Here is a 13,384-nt window from a genome sequence, read left to right as displayed (position 1 = left end):
CGACATACCGGTGCGGCTCCAGCCCGGGGTTTGACGCCCGTGCGCGGCGAGCCGATAGTGGAGGGAGCACGGAGGGGAGTACCCGCCGTCCGACGTTCCAGCCGTCATCACGGCCTTCGCGCCTGGGAAGGCCCGGCGGGACGGCCCTCGCGCTCCGGCGGGCAGGGTGCGGGAAGACCTTCGTCCTCATGGCCATGCGTCCAAGTGAGGCCGAGGGAGAGTCCGCATGCCGATCGTCGTGTTCCTGGAAATCCTGCTGGGCGTCCTGCTGATCCTCTCCGCGCTCGTGACCGCCGCGGTGCTGTGGGCGCGGCCGTCGCGGCCGCCCGGCCCCTCTCGCGGGCAGCCGGTTGAGGACCGCCCCGACTGGCCGCCGAGCCGGGTGCCCTGACCCTGCCCTCATCCGCTACCTGGAGCACAGCCCGGCCGGGTGCCTGCTGAGGAGTCGGCGCGGTGTAGTTCGCCGACGAGTCCGGACGGGCTTGGGACTGCCCACAGGGCCGCACCTGGGCACTGGGAGGTCAGCTCCCGATCATGTGGTTGTTGGGCAAGGGCTCCCCGTAAGGGCGATCGGGAGACGTGCCCGAGTCTCACTCGAGGGGCAGGGGGCGGCGTGGCACGGGCGCAGTGTGGATGAGAGACGTGGTCGTGTGACCGTACGGGCGACCCGGCGGCCTAGCTCGGCGAAGCTGACTCTGGCGTCGACCTGCAGCTCGGCCAGAATACGAAGGTCAAGGGCGGCCATTCCCTTGGATTCGTATGCCCGCTCGGGTCTGATCCTTCGATTCGCCATTCTCCTGAAGTCGGACTGTCCACTCAGCCGGGGCAGGTCGAAGGCACCCGGGCCAAGCTGAATCGGCTGGTCGAGCAAGACCATCGGATCGCGGCGGCGGAACCGGCGAGCACCGTGTGCACGCCACAACAAGATCACCGCCCGGTTACGGGAAGCGGGCCGCCTGCTGAGCTACGGCGACCGTCACCTGCGCGCGGCACCTGGGTCCCGGACCGGGGCTTGAATCTCAAGTGGCTTGAGATTTCATAGTGGCCGTATGGACGACAACGAACTGTATCCCATAGGCTACGTGGCACGCCGCACCGGTCTGAATGTCAGTGCCATCCGGTACTACTCCGAGGCCGAAATCGTCGCGCCCACCCGCGTGACCGACGCGGGCCACCGGCTGTACGACATCCGCGCCATCGCGCGGCTGGAGCTCATCCGCACCCTCCGAGACCTGGACGCCGGCCTGGACGACATCCGCCGGCTGCTCGATGGCGAGACGTCGCTGCACGATCTCCTCGCGGCGCACCTGGAGATCGTCGAGCGTCAAGAGCGCGGCCTGCGGGCCAGGCGGGCCGTGCTGAGGACCCTGGTCAAGCAAGGCGGCACGGCCGATCAGGCGGAACTGATGCGCAAACTCGTCTCGATGCCCGATGAGGAGCGCGAGCGGCTCATCGACGACTTCTGGAACGACGTCGGCGAAGGTCTCGACGTGCCCTCCGGCTTCGTCGAGCGGTTGCGGACGATGCGGCCGCGCCTGCCGGAGGACCCCACGGTCACCCAGCTCGAAGCCTGGATCGAGCTGGCCGACCTGGTCCAGGGCGAGGAGTTCCGGAATACGGTCCGCTCCTACCTCCAGGACACCTACTCCACATTCCCGGGACGGGACATGGCCGCCACGCCGATCCAGAACTTCATTTACGGGACGGGGACAGCGATCATGGAGGAGATCATGGCGGCGTATCGTTCCGGGCTGCCGGCGGACTCTCCACGGGCACAGGAGCTGGTCGTACGCATGGCGGACGCGGCCGCCGGGGTCGCCGGCAGGCAGCCCACGGCCGAGTTACGTGAACGACTGGCCACGGCCTACCTCATGGCCGAGCAGTTCCAACGGGAAGAACCCGAGGAGACGACCCGGTACGACGTGACTCATGGCAGGTACCTGTCCCTGGTGGCCGTGATCAATGAGACCCCGCCCGATACGGGCGAGGAGTTCGCGGCGGTCTCGGCGTGGATGGCGGCGGCCCTTCGTGCTTCCGTCCGGCCGGGCGGGTGAACTCGGTACGCCGGAGGGGGAGACGGGCGTGGACGAGGATTCTCGCCTGTTTCCCTGTGGAAGAGTGACGAAGACGCCCTTACGCGCTATGCGGGCAAGCGACGGCAGTTCCTCGGTCGAAATGGCGAATCCCCTTGCGGTGGGATTCATCACCAAGCAGTACGCCCAGTCTGTCGCGGCCGAATTTCCCGAGACGGCGGAATCCATCGCCGCCTGGATCCGGGAGGCAGCTCGTGCGCGCGACTGGCGCAGAGTGGAGCGGCTCGCCGATCTTGCTGCCCTTCTCCAGGCACCAGGGCTCGGCGAGGTTCTCCGGGAAATCCTTGATGCGGATGTCCCTGGACTCAACAACGAAGACCTCGTCGACATCCTGGGTGATATCCAGGCGACGGACGCGGTCGCGTGCCTTTTCAGAGTGGCCGGACGCTCTGTGCAGACGGATGCGCCCGCGTACTGGCTGTGCCAGAAGGTGATTTTTTCGTTGGGGGCGATCGGCACGGTGGAGGCGCTCGACCGCGTTCGGGAGATGACGGCGCCGTCCTGGCCCGACGCTGTCCGATGGCACGCCGCATTCGAACTGGAGATAGAAGAGGAACTCGGCTTCGATGAGGATCGAATGCTGGGATGACGCGCGTATTCCGCCCATAGTGCCTCGGACCGTTGACCGGTTCGGGGCGCTATGGGCGCCTCCCGCTCTCCGAGACATTGTGTCAGCGCACAGTGAGCCCGGCAGGCCCACGGCCGGACTACGGCGTCGGGTCGCCGGTGAGAGCGGCGGTCACGGCGCCGATCAGGTGCTCCTCGACGTCACCGGCGCTCCTGCCCCGGTCGGCCGTCAGCTGCTCCCAGACGGGGATGGAGGTCATCGCCCACGCCAGGTCGGCGGCGACGTCCGGAGCCAGGCCGGGTCGCAGCCGCCCGGCGGCTCCCAGTCGGTGGGCGGCGACGAGGAAGCCCTCGTGGAGTTCGCCCATCCGGTCCGTCCAGGCCGCGGCGGCGTCGGGGTCGTCGCGGCGGGAGGCCAGCAGCACCGAGGCCACCGGGTGGATCGTCGCCACGTACCGCAACCAGACGCGCAGGAAGGCACGGAACGCCTCGACGGGCTCCTCCCCGGTCAGCGCCTTCTCGCAGCGCGAGCGGATCCCGTTCTGCTCGTCCATGTTCCGCACGACGGCCACCAGCAGGCTCGCCCGGGAGCTGAAGTGAAGGTAGACCGCCTGCCGGGAGATCCCCGCCGCGCGGGCCACCTCAGCCATCGAGACCTGGGGGCCCTGCTCGGTGATGAGCCGCCGGGCGGTCTCCAGGATGCCCGATCGCGTGCTTGACACGTGTCAAGCATAGCTCTAGCTTGACACGCGTCAAGCTGAGGCTCCCGAGGAGGCACCCGATGGACACCACCCACCCGGCGGCCGTCGCCGCGCTCACCGCGATGAGCGCGATCGGCGCCGGCGACCGGGACGCCTGGCTCGCCTGCTACGCGCCGGACGCCGTGCTTCACGACCCGGTCGGCGGCTCCCCCTTGGATCCCGACGCCACCGGGCTACGGGGGAGGGCCGCACTCGAACGCTTCTGGGAGCTCACCGTCGCCCCCAACGGGGTGCGCTTCGAGGTCACCGCGGTGCACCCCGCAGGGGATGAGGCGGCGGTCGTGGCCTCGGTCTCCGTCCGTTTCCCCACCGGCGCCTCCGTCGGCTACGACGGCGTCTTCGTCTACCGGATCGATGGCGACGGGCGGATCGCCTCGCTGCGCGCCTACTGGGACCTGGGCCCCGTCCTGTCCGCGCTCGGCGGCTGACCGGCGTGGCGGACGGCCCTGGACGACCGGGCCGGGGATCGGTCCCGACCGGAGCGGCTCGCCGACTTTTTCAGCGGCGGTCGGCGAAGCCTGTGCGGTAGGCGAAGACCACGGCTTGGACGCGGTCGCGTAGGTCCAGTTTGGTGAGGATCCGGGAGACGTAGGTTCGGACGGTCTCGAAGCTAATTGCCAGTTCCGCGGCTATCTCGGCGTTGGACAGGCCACGTGCGATCAGGCGCAGTACCTCGCGTTCGCGGGGGGCCAGGACGGCCAGCGGATCCTCGGCGGGGGTCGAGGTCGCCGGGCGGAGGCGGTCGGCGAAACGACCTATGAGGGTGCGGGTCACGGTGGGGGACAGCAGGGACTCGCCGCGGGCGACGGTGCGGACGCCGTTCACCAGCTCCAGCAGGGGAGAGTCATTCAAGAGGAAGCCGCTGGCTCCGGCGCGCAGGGCTTCGTAGACGTACTCGTCCACGTTGAACGTGGTCACCACCAGCACCTTCGGCGGCGCGACGACACCGGGGCCGGCGATGCGCCTCGTCACCTCGATGCCGTCCATCAGCGGCATGTGGATGTCCATGATCACCACGTCGGGCTTCAGGCCGGCGACCGCCTCGACCGCGGCCGGGCCGTCGGCGGCCACGCCGACCACCGCCATGTCCGGTTGCGCGTCCAACGCCGTCACGTAGCCGGTGCGGACGATCTCCTGGTCCTCGCAGATCATGACGCGGATGGTCATTCGGCACCGCCTACGGGGATCGACGCGTGTAGCCGGAAACCGCCGTCCGGTTGCTCGCCCGCGACCAGCTCGCCGCCCAGCGCGCCTATCCGGTCGCGCAGTCCGGCCAGGCCGCGACCGCCGGAGAGGTCGCTTCTGGCTCCGACGGAAACCGCGGCGGCGGCGTTCGTCACCTCGACCTCCACGCGATCGTCCCGGTAGCCGACCCGCACCGTGGTCGGGCGGCCTTCGGCGTACTTGACGGCGTTCGTCAGGCCCTCCTGCACCACCCGGTACACGGCCAGTCCCACGCCGACCGGGAGCGCGGGCTGGTCGCCGTCCTCCACAAGTTTGACCGGTTGGCCCCCGCTTCGGGTCTGTTCGACCAGATCTCGCACGCTTCCCACGACGGGTGTTGCCGACTCTCCGGTCGCCTCCAGCACGTCCAGGAGGTACCGCAGTTCGGCCAGGGCTCGACGGCCGGCGCCGCCGATCGTGGACAGTGCCGTGACCACGCGGTCCGGCGACGTGACCACGAACTGCGTGGCGTCGGCCTGCACGACGATGCCGGTGACGTGGTGGGTCACCACGTCGTGCAGCTCCCGCGCGATGCGCGCCCGCTCGGCGGCGGTCGCGGCCACGGCGGCGAGCCGCCGTCGCTCAGCCTCCTGGAGCCGCTGCCCGCGTACGAAGGCGCCGCCCACCCAGCACGCGGCGAAAAGCAGGTAGAACACCAGGAACTCGCTCAGCACAGCCGGTGAGCCGAGCAGGAGCATGGCCACGCACAGCACGACGTACGCGGCCGACGCCACGACGGCGATGACGCGCCGGTACCGCTCCTGGTGCGCGCCCACCGAGTACAGCGCGACGTATATCGTCACGGTGCCGAACTGCATCGGGTAGCCGAGCGTCTCGTGGACCACGAAAGCCGCGCCGTTGATCGCCAGACACGCGGCAGGCCACCGGGTACGTACGACGAGGGGCAGCGTCTGTGCCAGGACCAGGACGATCGTGAACGCGTCGGCCGGACGTCCTGGCAGGTTACCGAACTGGACGCTCATGATCGACAGCGCCGGCACGAACGCCAGCCCGGTGAACACAATGGCCAGCCACCGGTCCCACACCGCGGCGTCGTAGACGCGCCACACGTCCCGCAACCTTCGCGAGCGGTCGCTGACCCAGGTCCCCGACATGGCCCAGAGCCTAGCGATCTCTGATCGTCGATGCCGCCGCGTTTGTCCCCCATGCGAGCTACACGGAATGTCCCCAGCACAGTGATTCGGGACAGGGCCCGCAACTCCTACATTTCTTGCCAGCGGCCGGAACCACGGTCAACCACGAAGCCGGATCGCGGCACAACGAAAATTGGGAGAGCAGCACCATGGGAAGCACCATCCGCGTACGAATCGTCGTCGCCGGCACCCTGGCCGCGAGTGCGGTGACGGGGGCGGTGATCGGCGGGCAGCCGCAAAGCGCCAGTGCCGAAGCGACCGCCGGCCACGTCCAGACCTCGATCAAGTGGGGCGACTGTCCGAAACTCGCGCCGGGCGCCAAACGGGACCCCAGGCAAACCTGCGGCACGGTCAAGGTGCCTCTGGACTACCGCCGCCCCAACGGAGAGACCATCACCGTCGCGGTCTCCAAGATCGCCACCGCCAAGCCTGGCAAGAAGCGCGGCAACCTGCTGTTCAACCCGGGCGGCCCGGGACTGCAGGGCCTGGACATGCCCGGCCGGATGGCGCCGACGCTGCCGAAGTCAGTGCTGGACTCCTACGACCTGATCGGGTTCGACGCACGCGGTGTCGGCCACAGCACCCCGATGAGCTGCGGTCTGTCCGGCGCCGGCCTCCTCACCCTGTTCTCCTACCCCGACGCCCGCGGCTCGATCAAGGCCAACGTCACCGCCGCGCGCGCCGTCGCCAAGCAGTGCGCCACGGTCGGTGACAAGCTCCGGTTCTTCACCAGCGCGAACACCGCCCGCGACATGGATCGCATCCGCCAGGCGCTCGGCGCCCGGAAGATCTCCTACTGGGGCCAGTCCTTCGGCACCTACCTCGGCGCGGTCTACACCTCGCTGTTCCCCCGCAACACCGACCGGATGGTGCTGGAGGGCAACGTCGACCCGAGCAAGGCGTGGGCGAAGATGCTGAACACCTGGAACCAGGGCATGAACGACCGGTTCCCGGACGCGGCCCGCGTCGCCGCGGCGGACGACGCCGGCCTCGGGCTGGGCGGCACCGTCGACGAGGTCACCGACACCTTCCTCACGCTGGCCGACCGCCTCGACCGGAAACCGGCCACGGTGCCGGGCTCACCGGTGGCCATCAGCGGTGCGCTGCTGCGCGGCGTCACCTACCAGATGTTGCAGCACAACGAAACGCTCGCCCCGCTCACCCGGTTCTGGAAGGCGGCGGCCACCCTGTCCGCCGGCAAGGCCCCGACGGACGCGGACGCCGCCGTGCTCCGGCAGGTTTTCGCCGACACCCCGGCCACGCCGGGCGTGCCGGCGGACAACCAGGTCACCATGGCTCTGGCCATGATCTGCGGGGACACCACCTGGTCGCGCGACGTGGACTCCTACGCCAAGGCCACTGCGGCCGCCCGCGCGAAGTACCCGCTGAGCGCCGGCATGCCCAACAACATCACGCCGTGCGCGTTCTGGTCGAAGAAGCCGATCGAGCCGCTGGTCAAGGTCACCTCGCACGGTCCGCGTAACGTCCTGATCCTGCAGAACCGCCGCGACAACGCCACACCGTGGGCCGCCGGCCGGGGAATGCGTAAGGCACTGGGCGGCCGCGCCGGCTTCGTCGGCGCCGACCACGGCGGCCACTTCGCCTACGGCACCGGCTCGACCTGCGCCGACAAGGCCACCGTCGCGTTCCTGTCGAAGGGAACCCTGCCGGCCAAGGACCTCATCTGCGACGGACCTAAGGCCTGACCCTCAAGCCACGACCCCGCCCCCGGTCCACGACCGGGGGCTGAGCCGTGCCCGCAGCCGGGGCGAAGCCCATCGCGGCCCGGCGTACCCCAGCCCGCGGCCATAGAGGCGCTGGACCGGTCCTTCCCTGCCGCCGGCGCCGAACCGGGCTCGGCGTGGTAGGTCGCCAGCGACTGTTCCTGGTCGCCGGGGAGCGTGAAGGTCTCGTAGCGGAGCGTCAGCGCACCCGCCAGCGGGTGCGTCATCCGCATGCTGCCGTGTGACTTCTTCTTGACGTTGTGGGCCGCCCACAACGTCCGGAAGTCCTCGCCCGGTGCCGGCTCGGCTTGGCCAGGTGCAGCAGGTGCGCGTGCTCCGCGTCGGAGAGTTCAAGGACGCCGGAGATCGCGTTCAGCACCTCGACCGAGACATTGCGGGCGTTGCCCTGCTCCAAACGCGTGTAGTAGGCCACGGAGACCCCGGCGAGCTGTGCCAGCTCCTCCCGTCTCAGCCCCGGCACCCGGCGGCGCCGGTCGCGCCCGGAGAGCCCCACATCGGCCGGCTTCAGACGGGCCCTCCGGGTGCGCAGGAACTCGCTCAGTTCCGTGTGCGGGTCGAAGTGCCGCTCATGCCCGGCTCCCGAGCCGGGGCCCGGCACGGCTGCCGGGTGGGTGCGGCGGTCGGCGTGGATGGCCATGCCCTTCAGTATCGCCCCAGGTCATCGTGGCCGGAACCCGTCAGCCTGACCCTGCCGATGGTAGCCTGGCCGAACGTACGCAAAGTGAAGAGCTGGATAAACGCCGCACGGTCGGAGCAACCTGTTGGCTCACCGGAGAAATCGTCCGGGGCCACCCGACCGAGGAGCGACAGTTCATGACACCCGTCGCCGCTCACACCGCACCTGCGGTCAAGGCCCCCCGGAGCGCACCGCCGGCGAGCGCCGTCATCCCGAGGTCATCGGGCTCGACCTCGGTCGACGCCGCTCGTGCTGGGACCTACGAAGGGGTTGCGATATGTCCACACATCTCTCCACCTGGGAGTTGGCCTGCACGGTCAACGGGCGAGAGGTCGCTCTCGAGGTGGACCCGAGAGAGTCGCTGCTCGACGTGCTGCGTGAGCGGCTCACGCTGACCGGCACCAAGAAGGGCTGCGACCAGGGCCAGTGCGGCGCCTGTACGGTGCACGTGGACGGCCGGCGGGTGCTGTCCTGCCTGACGCCCGCGGTCCAGGTCGCCGGTCAGGCCGTCACCACCATCGAGGGCGTCATGGGAGAGGACGGCCGTCCGCACCTGCTCCAGCAGGCGTTCATCGACAACGACGCGTTGCAGTGCGGTTACTGCACGCCTGGCCAGATCATGTCCGGCATCGCCTGCATCGCCGAGGGCCACACCGAGACCGACGATGAGATCCGCGAATACCTCAGCGGCAACATCTGCCGCTGCGGCGCGTACGTGGGCATCGTCGCGGCGGTGCGACAGGCCGCGGACGCGACACGGAACGGGGCGTGATGTCATGCGCGCCTTCGCCTACGTGGCGCCGGAAACCGTGGACGACGCCCTGGACGCGCTCCGCACGGCCCGGCCCGGCACCAAGATCCTCGCTGGCGGCACAACCCTGTTCGACCTGATGAAACTCGACATCGAGACACCCCCCGCGGTCATCGACGTGCACCGGCTCGCCGAGCTGAACACCATCCATGTCGGCGAGCGGGAGCTGGTCTTCGGGTCCGGCGCGCGCATGGCCGACGTGGCCGACCACCCGGCGGTCAAGGCCGGCTACCCGGTCCTGGCCGAGTCGCTGTGGCGCGCCGCGTCGCAGCAACTGCGCAACATGGCGACCCTCGGCGGGAACCTGTTGCAGCGCACCCGCTGCGCCTACTTCCGTGGCGGTTCGGAATTCCCGTGCAACAAGCGCGAACCGGGCAGCGGCTGCGCGGCCATCGGCGGTCACGATCGTGGCCACGCCCTGTTCGGCGGCAGTGACTCGTGCATCGCCACCTACGCCGGCGACCTCCCCATCGCGCTGATCGCGTTCGACGCCGTCGTGGACGTCGTCGGCCCCGCCGGGGAACGCAGCCTGCCGATCGCGGAGCTGCACGTCGAACCCGGCGACGACCCGACCCGCGAACACGTGCTCGCCCCGGACGAACTCATCGTCCGCATCCGCGTGCCCGCCACTCCGGCCGGACGCGGATCCACCTATCTGAAGATCCGTGACCGCGAGTCCTACGCGTTCGCCCTCGTCGCAGCCGCCGTCGGACTGACCTTCGACGGCGACGGCGTTGTCAACGAGTGCCGGATCGGGCTCGGCGGCGTCGCCACCCGGCCGTGGCGGGCCGCCGAGGCCGAACGGAGCCTGCTCGGTCAGCGGCTGACTCCGCAGACCGCCCGCCACGCCGGTGAGGTCGCCTTCGCGGCGGCCCGGCCCGGCAGGTACAACGGCTTCCGCGTGGAACTGGGCATCCGCACGGTCGCCGACGCGCTGCGTATCGCAGGAGAGCGAGCCACCCCATGACTGTCACGAACACTTCCACCACACCGCCGCTGGACACCCGTCGCGTCGATGCCTACGAGAAGGTCACCGGCAAGGCTCGTTACAGCGCGGACCGCGTACCCGAGGGCGTCGCCTACGCCGCGTTCGCCACCGCGCGGATCGGCAAGGGCCGCATCGTGCGGATCGACACCTCGGCCGCCGCCGCCGTGCCCGGCGTGCTGCTGGTGGAGACCACGTTCGGCCCGGACGAACTGCGTGACGTCGGCTTCATCATGGCCGGCGGGCACGCTGTGCAGAGCCTGCAGCCGCTACGCGACGACCACGTCGCCTATCGAGGTCAGCCGATCGCCCTGATCGTCGCCGACAACCTGGTCGCCGCGACCGAGGCGGCGCAGCTGATCACGGCCGAGTACCGGCCGGAGCCGTTCACGGTGAAGATCGACGCCGAGGGCGCCGAGACCGTGGTGCAGGAGCAGGCGATCCCGCTGCCCGGACTGGCCGACATCAAGGTCGGCGACGCGGACGCGGCGTTCGAAGCCAGCCCGGTGCGGATCATCGGCACCTATGAACACCCCCCACAGCACCCGGTGCCGATGGAACCGTTCACGACCGTCGTACGCTGGGACGGCGACAGGCTCATCGTCAACGACAGCACCCAGAACGCGGACGCGATACGGTACGGCCTGGCCACGCAGCTCGGCCTGGATCCGGCCGACGTCGAGGTCACCACGCCCTACATCGGCGGCGGGTTCGGCAACAAGAACTCCCTGTACGGGCATATCGGGCCGATCGCCATCGCGTCCCGCCGGCTCGGCAGGCCGGTCAAGATGGCGCAGCCCAGGCCGCAGACCTTCCACACCGGCAGCTTCCGGCCGAACTCACTGCACACCGTACGCTTCGGCGCGGATGAGAACGGAAGGCTGCGCGCCGCGATCCACGAGGTCGACCAGCAGACCTCACGGCACGACCTGTTCCCGTGCGAGATCACCACGGTCTCGTCCCGGCTGTACGCGGTGCCCGCGTTCCGTGGCCGGCAACGCCTGGTGCGGACCGACGTGCAGACCCCCGGTTTCATGCGGGCCCCATGGGAGAGCCCGTCCATGTTCGCGTACGAGTCCGCGATGGACGAACTCGCCTACGCGACCGGTCTCGACCCGGTGGAGCTGCGGCTGGCCAACGACGCCGTGGCAGACCCGGTGACCGGTCTGCCGTTCTCCGGCCGGCACCTGGCCGAGTGCCTGCGCCGCGGCGCGGCCAGATTCGGCTGGGACGAACGCGATCCGGAGCCGGGATCGATGATCGCCGAGGACGGTTCGATCATCGGCTGGGGGGTGGCGGCCGGCTGCTATCCGGGCGGCATGGTGCCCGCCGTCGCGCACATCGCGGCGGCGGAGGACGGCACCGTCACCGTGGCCGTCGGCGGGCACGAGATGGGCCAGGGCATCCGCTCGGCCATCGCGCTGCTCGTCACACAGGACCTCGGCATACCGGTGAACAAGGTGATCGTGGAGGTCGGCGACACCCGACTGGCGCCGCAGCATCTCACCGCAGGCTCCTGGGGCACCGCGACCGCGCTGTCCGCCGTGCAGGCCGCCCTCGGCGAGCTGCGCAAGGCCCTGGACAACACCGAACCCGGCGACGTGGACATCCCTGCCGCTGTCCGCGGCACGGGCGAGCCGGTGGTGACGGCCGAGGCCACCACGCTCGCGCCCGGCCAGACCCCGCAGATCCTCGATCAGCTCGACAACGGCCTCCTCGCCTACGCCGGGCCGGTCTACCCCGAGTTCGTCACGTTCAGCTGGATCGCGCACTTCGTTGAGGTGCGGATCGAACCCACCACGCGACGCGTCCGGGTGCCGCGCGTGGTCAGCGTGGCCGACTGCGGCCGGGTGGCCAGCCCGGTCACCGCGACGAGCCAGGTCCAAGGGGCCGTCGTGTGGGGGATCAGCGCCGCACTGCGCGAGGAGAGCGACGTGGACGACCGCTTCGGCGGATTCCTCAACAACACGCTGGAGGAATACCCGGTCCCGGTCAACGCCGACATCCACCAGATCGAGGTCGAGTTCATCGACGAGCCCGACCTGCTGTTCAATCCACTCGGCGTGAAGGGGGTCGGCGAGGTCGGCATGGTCGGGGTGGCGGCGGCGGTCGCCAACGCCGTGCACCACGCGACCGGCCGGCGCATGCATCGGCTGCCGATCAGGTTGGAAGATGTCCTCTGAACAGCTGGCGACGTCGACGGCCGCACCATCCGCCCACGCGCTCGGCCACCGCCCGGCGATCAGCCGGCCGGACGCGCTCAGTCCGGCCGCGCTGGCCGATGCCAGACGGCACCAACCGCTGCGCGGCCTGATCGGCCTAGCCTTCGTCGTCCCCGTCACCGTACTGCTGTCCATCGGCGCGAACGGGGCCGGCCACTCGTTGATCCTGCTCGGACCGATCATCACGTTCGCGCTGCCGATCATGGCGATGATCGCGTTCTGGTGGGAGGACTGGCCCGGCGTGATGTTCCCGCGCCACTGGTCCGGCCTGTACGACACCGCGATCGTCGTGGCCGGCGGTGTCCTGCTGACCGTGCTCGGCCAACTCGTGGTCAACGGACCGGACCTGATCGGCGTGTTCGCACCGGACTCCGCCCATACCGGCACCTATCCGGCCACACTTCAGCTATCCGGCTGCATCTTCACGATCATGCTGCAACTGACTCTGGTCTGCGAACGCCGGCCGCTCGACGGTTTCGGCCGCATCCCGTCCGGCCTGGCCGCCCTGGTGCTGTGCTGGGCGCTCGGCCTGATCGCCTGGCTGGTCGCGGTGCGTTCACAGGCGATCGCGGGGGAGGAGTACGGTTCCTGGTTCGTGTCGATCGGCCTGTGGCAGATGATCTTCTACACTACGCTGCGCGGCTGGCCGTTCGCGCGGATCGAACGGAGGTGGTTGCGGCTCCTGCTCGGCAACGTGACCGTGATCGCCTGCGGGTGGGGAAGTTACCTGCTCGCCTCCGGCGGCCTCGGCTGGCCGGGCGCCCGCATCACCGCCGTGGCGGGCACCGGTATCGGGTGCGTCTTGCTGGTATCCATGCTTTTCGAGGCCTGGCCGGCGATCCGGGCGACCGACAGTCTCGCGCTGGGCCGCACCATCGCCGTGTCGGTCACGGTGATCCTCACCGCGCTGCTGGTCTGGTCGTTGCCGATGCTCGCCCACGCCCTGGGGGTGCCACCGGAGCACGAATGGGGCTGGACCACGCACGTCACGTTGAACTCGCTGAGCACCGTGGTGATCCTCCACGTCGCGGTGTGGCGACGGTGGCCGGCACGTATCTCCTCACCCGAGGACCCGTAACGTGTCGATCAGGAGCGCAGGGAACGGCAGGCCCCGCTGCCCGGGGGAGACGCCGGCGTGGCCGGAGA

At 69.8% G+C, this 13,384-nt stretch carries 15 protein-coding genes; 9 read left to right on the top strand and 6 right to left on the bottom strand.

Annotation, left to right across the window (positions count from 1 at the left end):
* Positions 1 to 226 precede the first annotated feature (226 nt).
* Positions 227 to 391: a hypothetical protein gene (locus ACIBQX_RS35845; protein ID WP_397012501.1), complete on the top strand. Its 165-nt coding sequence runs from the start codon at positions 227 to 229 to the stop codon at positions 389 to 391.
* Positions 392 to 532: 141 nt separating this feature from the next.
* Here ACIBQX_RS35845 and ACIBQX_RS35840 read toward each other — a convergent pair whose 3' ends face one another.
* Positions 533 to 745 carry an AsnC family protein gene (locus ACIBQX_RS35840; RefSeq protein ID WP_397012888.1) on the bottom strand — a complete coding sequence of 71 codons (213 nt, stop codon included), beginning with the start codon at positions 743 to 745 and terminating at the stop codon, positions 533 to 535.
* A gap of 304 nt (positions 746 to 1,049) precedes the next feature.
* Here ACIBQX_RS35840 and ACIBQX_RS35835 point away from each other — a divergent pair, with 304 nt between their 5' ends.
* Positions 1,050 to 2,054, top strand: coding sequence for a MerR family transcriptional regulator (locus ACIBQX_RS35835; protein WP_397012499.1), 1,005 nt, complete (start codon positions 1,050 to 1,052; stop codon positions 2,052 to 2,054).
* 28 nt (positions 2,055 to 2,082) lie between these two features.
* A complete protein-coding gene (locus ACIBQX_RS35830; protein ID WP_397012497.1) occupies positions 2,083 to 2,682 on the top strand; it encodes a hypothetical protein in 600 nt (199 codons plus the stop codon).
* A 118-nt stretch (positions 2,683 to 2,800) separates the two neighbouring features.
* On the opposite strand, the gene ACIBQX_RS35825 is transcribed toward ACIBQX_RS35830, so the two are convergent.
* Positions 2,801 to 3,382, bottom strand: a complete 582-nt coding sequence (locus ACIBQX_RS35825; RefSeq protein WP_397012495.1) for a TetR/AcrR family transcriptional regulator — start codon at positions 3,380 to 3,382, stop codon at positions 2,801 to 2,803.
* A gap of 59 nt (positions 3,383 to 3,441) precedes the next feature.
* On the opposite strand from ACIBQX_RS35825, the gene ACIBQX_RS35820 reads away from it, so the two are divergent.
* Positions 3,442 to 3,849, top strand: coding sequence for a nuclear transport factor 2 family protein (locus tag ACIBQX_RS35820; RefSeq protein WP_397012494.1), 408 nt, complete (start codon positions 3,442 to 3,444; stop codon positions 3,847 to 3,849).
* Positions 3,850 to 3,919: 70 nt separating this feature from the next.
* Here the strand turns inward: ACIBQX_RS35820 and ACIBQX_RS35815 are convergent, their stop codons facing one another.
* Positions 3,920 to 4,588, bottom strand: coding sequence for a response regulator (locus tag ACIBQX_RS35815; RefSeq protein WP_397012492.1), 669 nt, complete (start codon positions 4,586 to 4,588; stop codon positions 3,920 to 3,922).
* Entirely contained in the window at positions 4,585 to 5,760 is a 1,176-nt protein-coding gene (locus tag ACIBQX_RS35810; protein ID WP_397012490.1) for a sensor histidine kinase, read from the bottom strand. The genes ACIBQX_RS35815 and ACIBQX_RS35810 overlap by 4 nt, the downstream gene beginning before the upstream one ends.
* A gap of 188 nt (positions 5,761 to 5,948) precedes the next feature.
* Between ACIBQX_RS35810 and ACIBQX_RS35805 the strand changes: the two genes are divergently transcribed.
* On the top strand, positions 5,949 to 7,505 hold the full coding sequence (locus ACIBQX_RS35805) for an alpha/beta hydrolase (protein ID WP_397012488.1): 1,557 nt from the start codon (positions 5,949 to 5,951) through the stop codon (positions 7,503 to 7,505).
* Here the strand turns inward: ACIBQX_RS35805 and ACIBQX_RS35800 are convergent.
* Complete coding sequence (locus tag ACIBQX_RS35800) at positions 7,403 to 7,756, bottom strand: hypothetical protein (protein ID WP_397012486.1); 354 nt, start codon at positions 7,754 to 7,756, stop codon at positions 7,403 to 7,405. The two genes, ACIBQX_RS35805 and ACIBQX_RS35800, sit on opposite strands and share 103 nt — an antisense overlap.
* The gene (locus ACIBQX_RS35795; protein ID WP_397012484.1) at positions 7,747 to 8,181 is read right to left on the bottom strand and encodes a helix-turn-helix domain-containing protein; all 435 of its coding nucleotides are present in this window, start codon (positions 8,179 to 8,181) and stop codon (positions 7,747 to 7,749) included. The genes ACIBQX_RS35800 and ACIBQX_RS35795 overlap by 10 nt, the downstream gene beginning before the upstream one ends.
* Before the next feature lie 316 nt (positions 8,182 to 8,497).
* Here ACIBQX_RS35795 and ACIBQX_RS35790 point away from each other — a divergent pair, with 316 nt between their 5' ends.
* From ACIBQX_RS35790 to ACIBQX_RS35775, 4 genes are read left to right on the top strand one after another with little or no spacing between them, the layout of a single operon-like run.
* A complete protein-coding gene (locus tag ACIBQX_RS35790; RefSeq protein ID WP_397012482.1) occupies positions 8,498 to 8,992 on the top strand; it encodes a (2Fe-2S)-binding protein in 495 nt (164 codons plus the stop codon).
* Between the two features lie 4 nt (positions 8,993 to 8,996).
* The gene (locus tag ACIBQX_RS35785; protein WP_397012480.1) at positions 8,997 to 9,998 is read left to right on the top strand and encodes an FAD binding domain-containing protein; all 1,002 of its coding nucleotides are present in this window, start codon (positions 8,997 to 8,999) and stop codon (positions 9,996 to 9,998) included.
* Positions 9,995 to 12,199, top strand: coding sequence for a xanthine dehydrogenase family protein molybdopterin-binding subunit (locus tag ACIBQX_RS35780; protein WP_397012478.1), 2,205 nt, complete (start codon positions 9,995 to 9,997; stop codon positions 12,197 to 12,199). The genes ACIBQX_RS35785 and ACIBQX_RS35780 overlap by 4 nt, the downstream gene beginning before the upstream one ends.
* The gene (locus ACIBQX_RS35775; RefSeq protein WP_397012477.1) at positions 12,189 to 13,316 is read left to right on the top strand and encodes a hypothetical protein; all 1,128 of its coding nucleotides are present in this window, start codon (positions 12,189 to 12,191) and stop codon (positions 13,314 to 13,316) included. The genes ACIBQX_RS35780 and ACIBQX_RS35775 overlap by 11 nt, the downstream gene beginning before the upstream one ends.
* Positions 13,317 to 13,384: the final 68 nt, after the last annotated feature.

Origin of the sequence: Nonomuraea sp. NPDC049714 (genome assembly GCF_044465295.1) — a bacterium.
Taxonomy (GTDB): domain Bacteria; phylum Actinomycetota; class Actinomycetes; order Streptosporangiales; family Streptosporangiaceae; genus Nonomuraea.
Note: the sequence above shows the minus strand (reverse complement) of the source record. Positions and strands in the feature narration are given on the sequence as shown.

Bases quoted from the DNA above. Each gene is read 5' to 3' on its own strand.
- ACIBQX_RS35780 (WP_397012478.1), top strand. From the start codon at position 9,995: ATGACTGTCACGAACACTTCCACCACACCGCCGCTGGACACCCGTCGC.
- ACIBQX_RS35815 (WP_397012492.1), bottom strand. From the start codon at position 4,588: ATGACCATCCGCGTCATGATCTGCGAGGACCAGGAGATCGTCCGCACC.
- ACIBQX_RS35790 (WP_397012482.1), top strand. From the start codon at position 8,498: ATGTCCACACATCTCTCCACCTGGGAGTTGGCCTGCACGGTCAACGGG.
- ACIBQX_RS35775 (WP_397012477.1), top strand. From the start codon at position 12,189: ATGTCCTCTGAACAGCTGGCGACGTCGACGGCCGCACCATCCGCCCAC.
- ACIBQX_RS35845 (WP_397012501.1), top strand. From the start codon at position 227: ATGCCGATCGTCGTGTTCCTGGAAATCCTGCTGGGCGTCCTGCTGATC.
- ACIBQX_RS35785 (WP_397012480.1), top strand. From the start codon at position 8,997: ATGCGCGCCTTCGCCTACGTGGCGCCGGAAACCGTGGACGACGCCCTG.
- ACIBQX_RS35840 (WP_397012888.1), bottom strand. From the start codon at position 745: ATGGCCGCCCTTGACCTTCGTATTCTGGCCGAGCTGCAGGTCGACGCC.
- ACIBQX_RS35805 (WP_397012488.1), top strand. From the start codon at position 5,949: ATGGGAAGCACCATCCGCGTACGAATCGTCGTCGCCGGCACCCTGGCC.
- ACIBQX_RS35835 (WP_397012499.1), top strand. From the start codon at position 1,050: ATGGACGACAACGAACTGTATCCCATAGGCTACGTGGCACGCCGCACC.
- ACIBQX_RS35820 (WP_397012494.1), top strand. From the start codon at position 3,442: ATGGACACCACCCACCCGGCGGCCGTCGCCGCGCTCACCGCGATGAGC.
- ACIBQX_RS35800 (WP_397012486.1), bottom strand. From the start codon at position 7,756: ATGCGGATGACGCACCCGCTGGCGGGTGCGCTGACGCTCCGCTACGAG.
- ACIBQX_RS35795 (WP_397012484.1), bottom strand. From the start codon at position 8,181: ATGGCCATCCACGCCGACCGCCGCACCCACCCGGCAGCCGTGCCGGGC.
- ACIBQX_RS35810 (WP_397012490.1), bottom strand. From the start codon at position 5,760: ATGTCGGGGACCTGGGTCAGCGACCGCTCGCGAAGGTTGCGGGACGTG.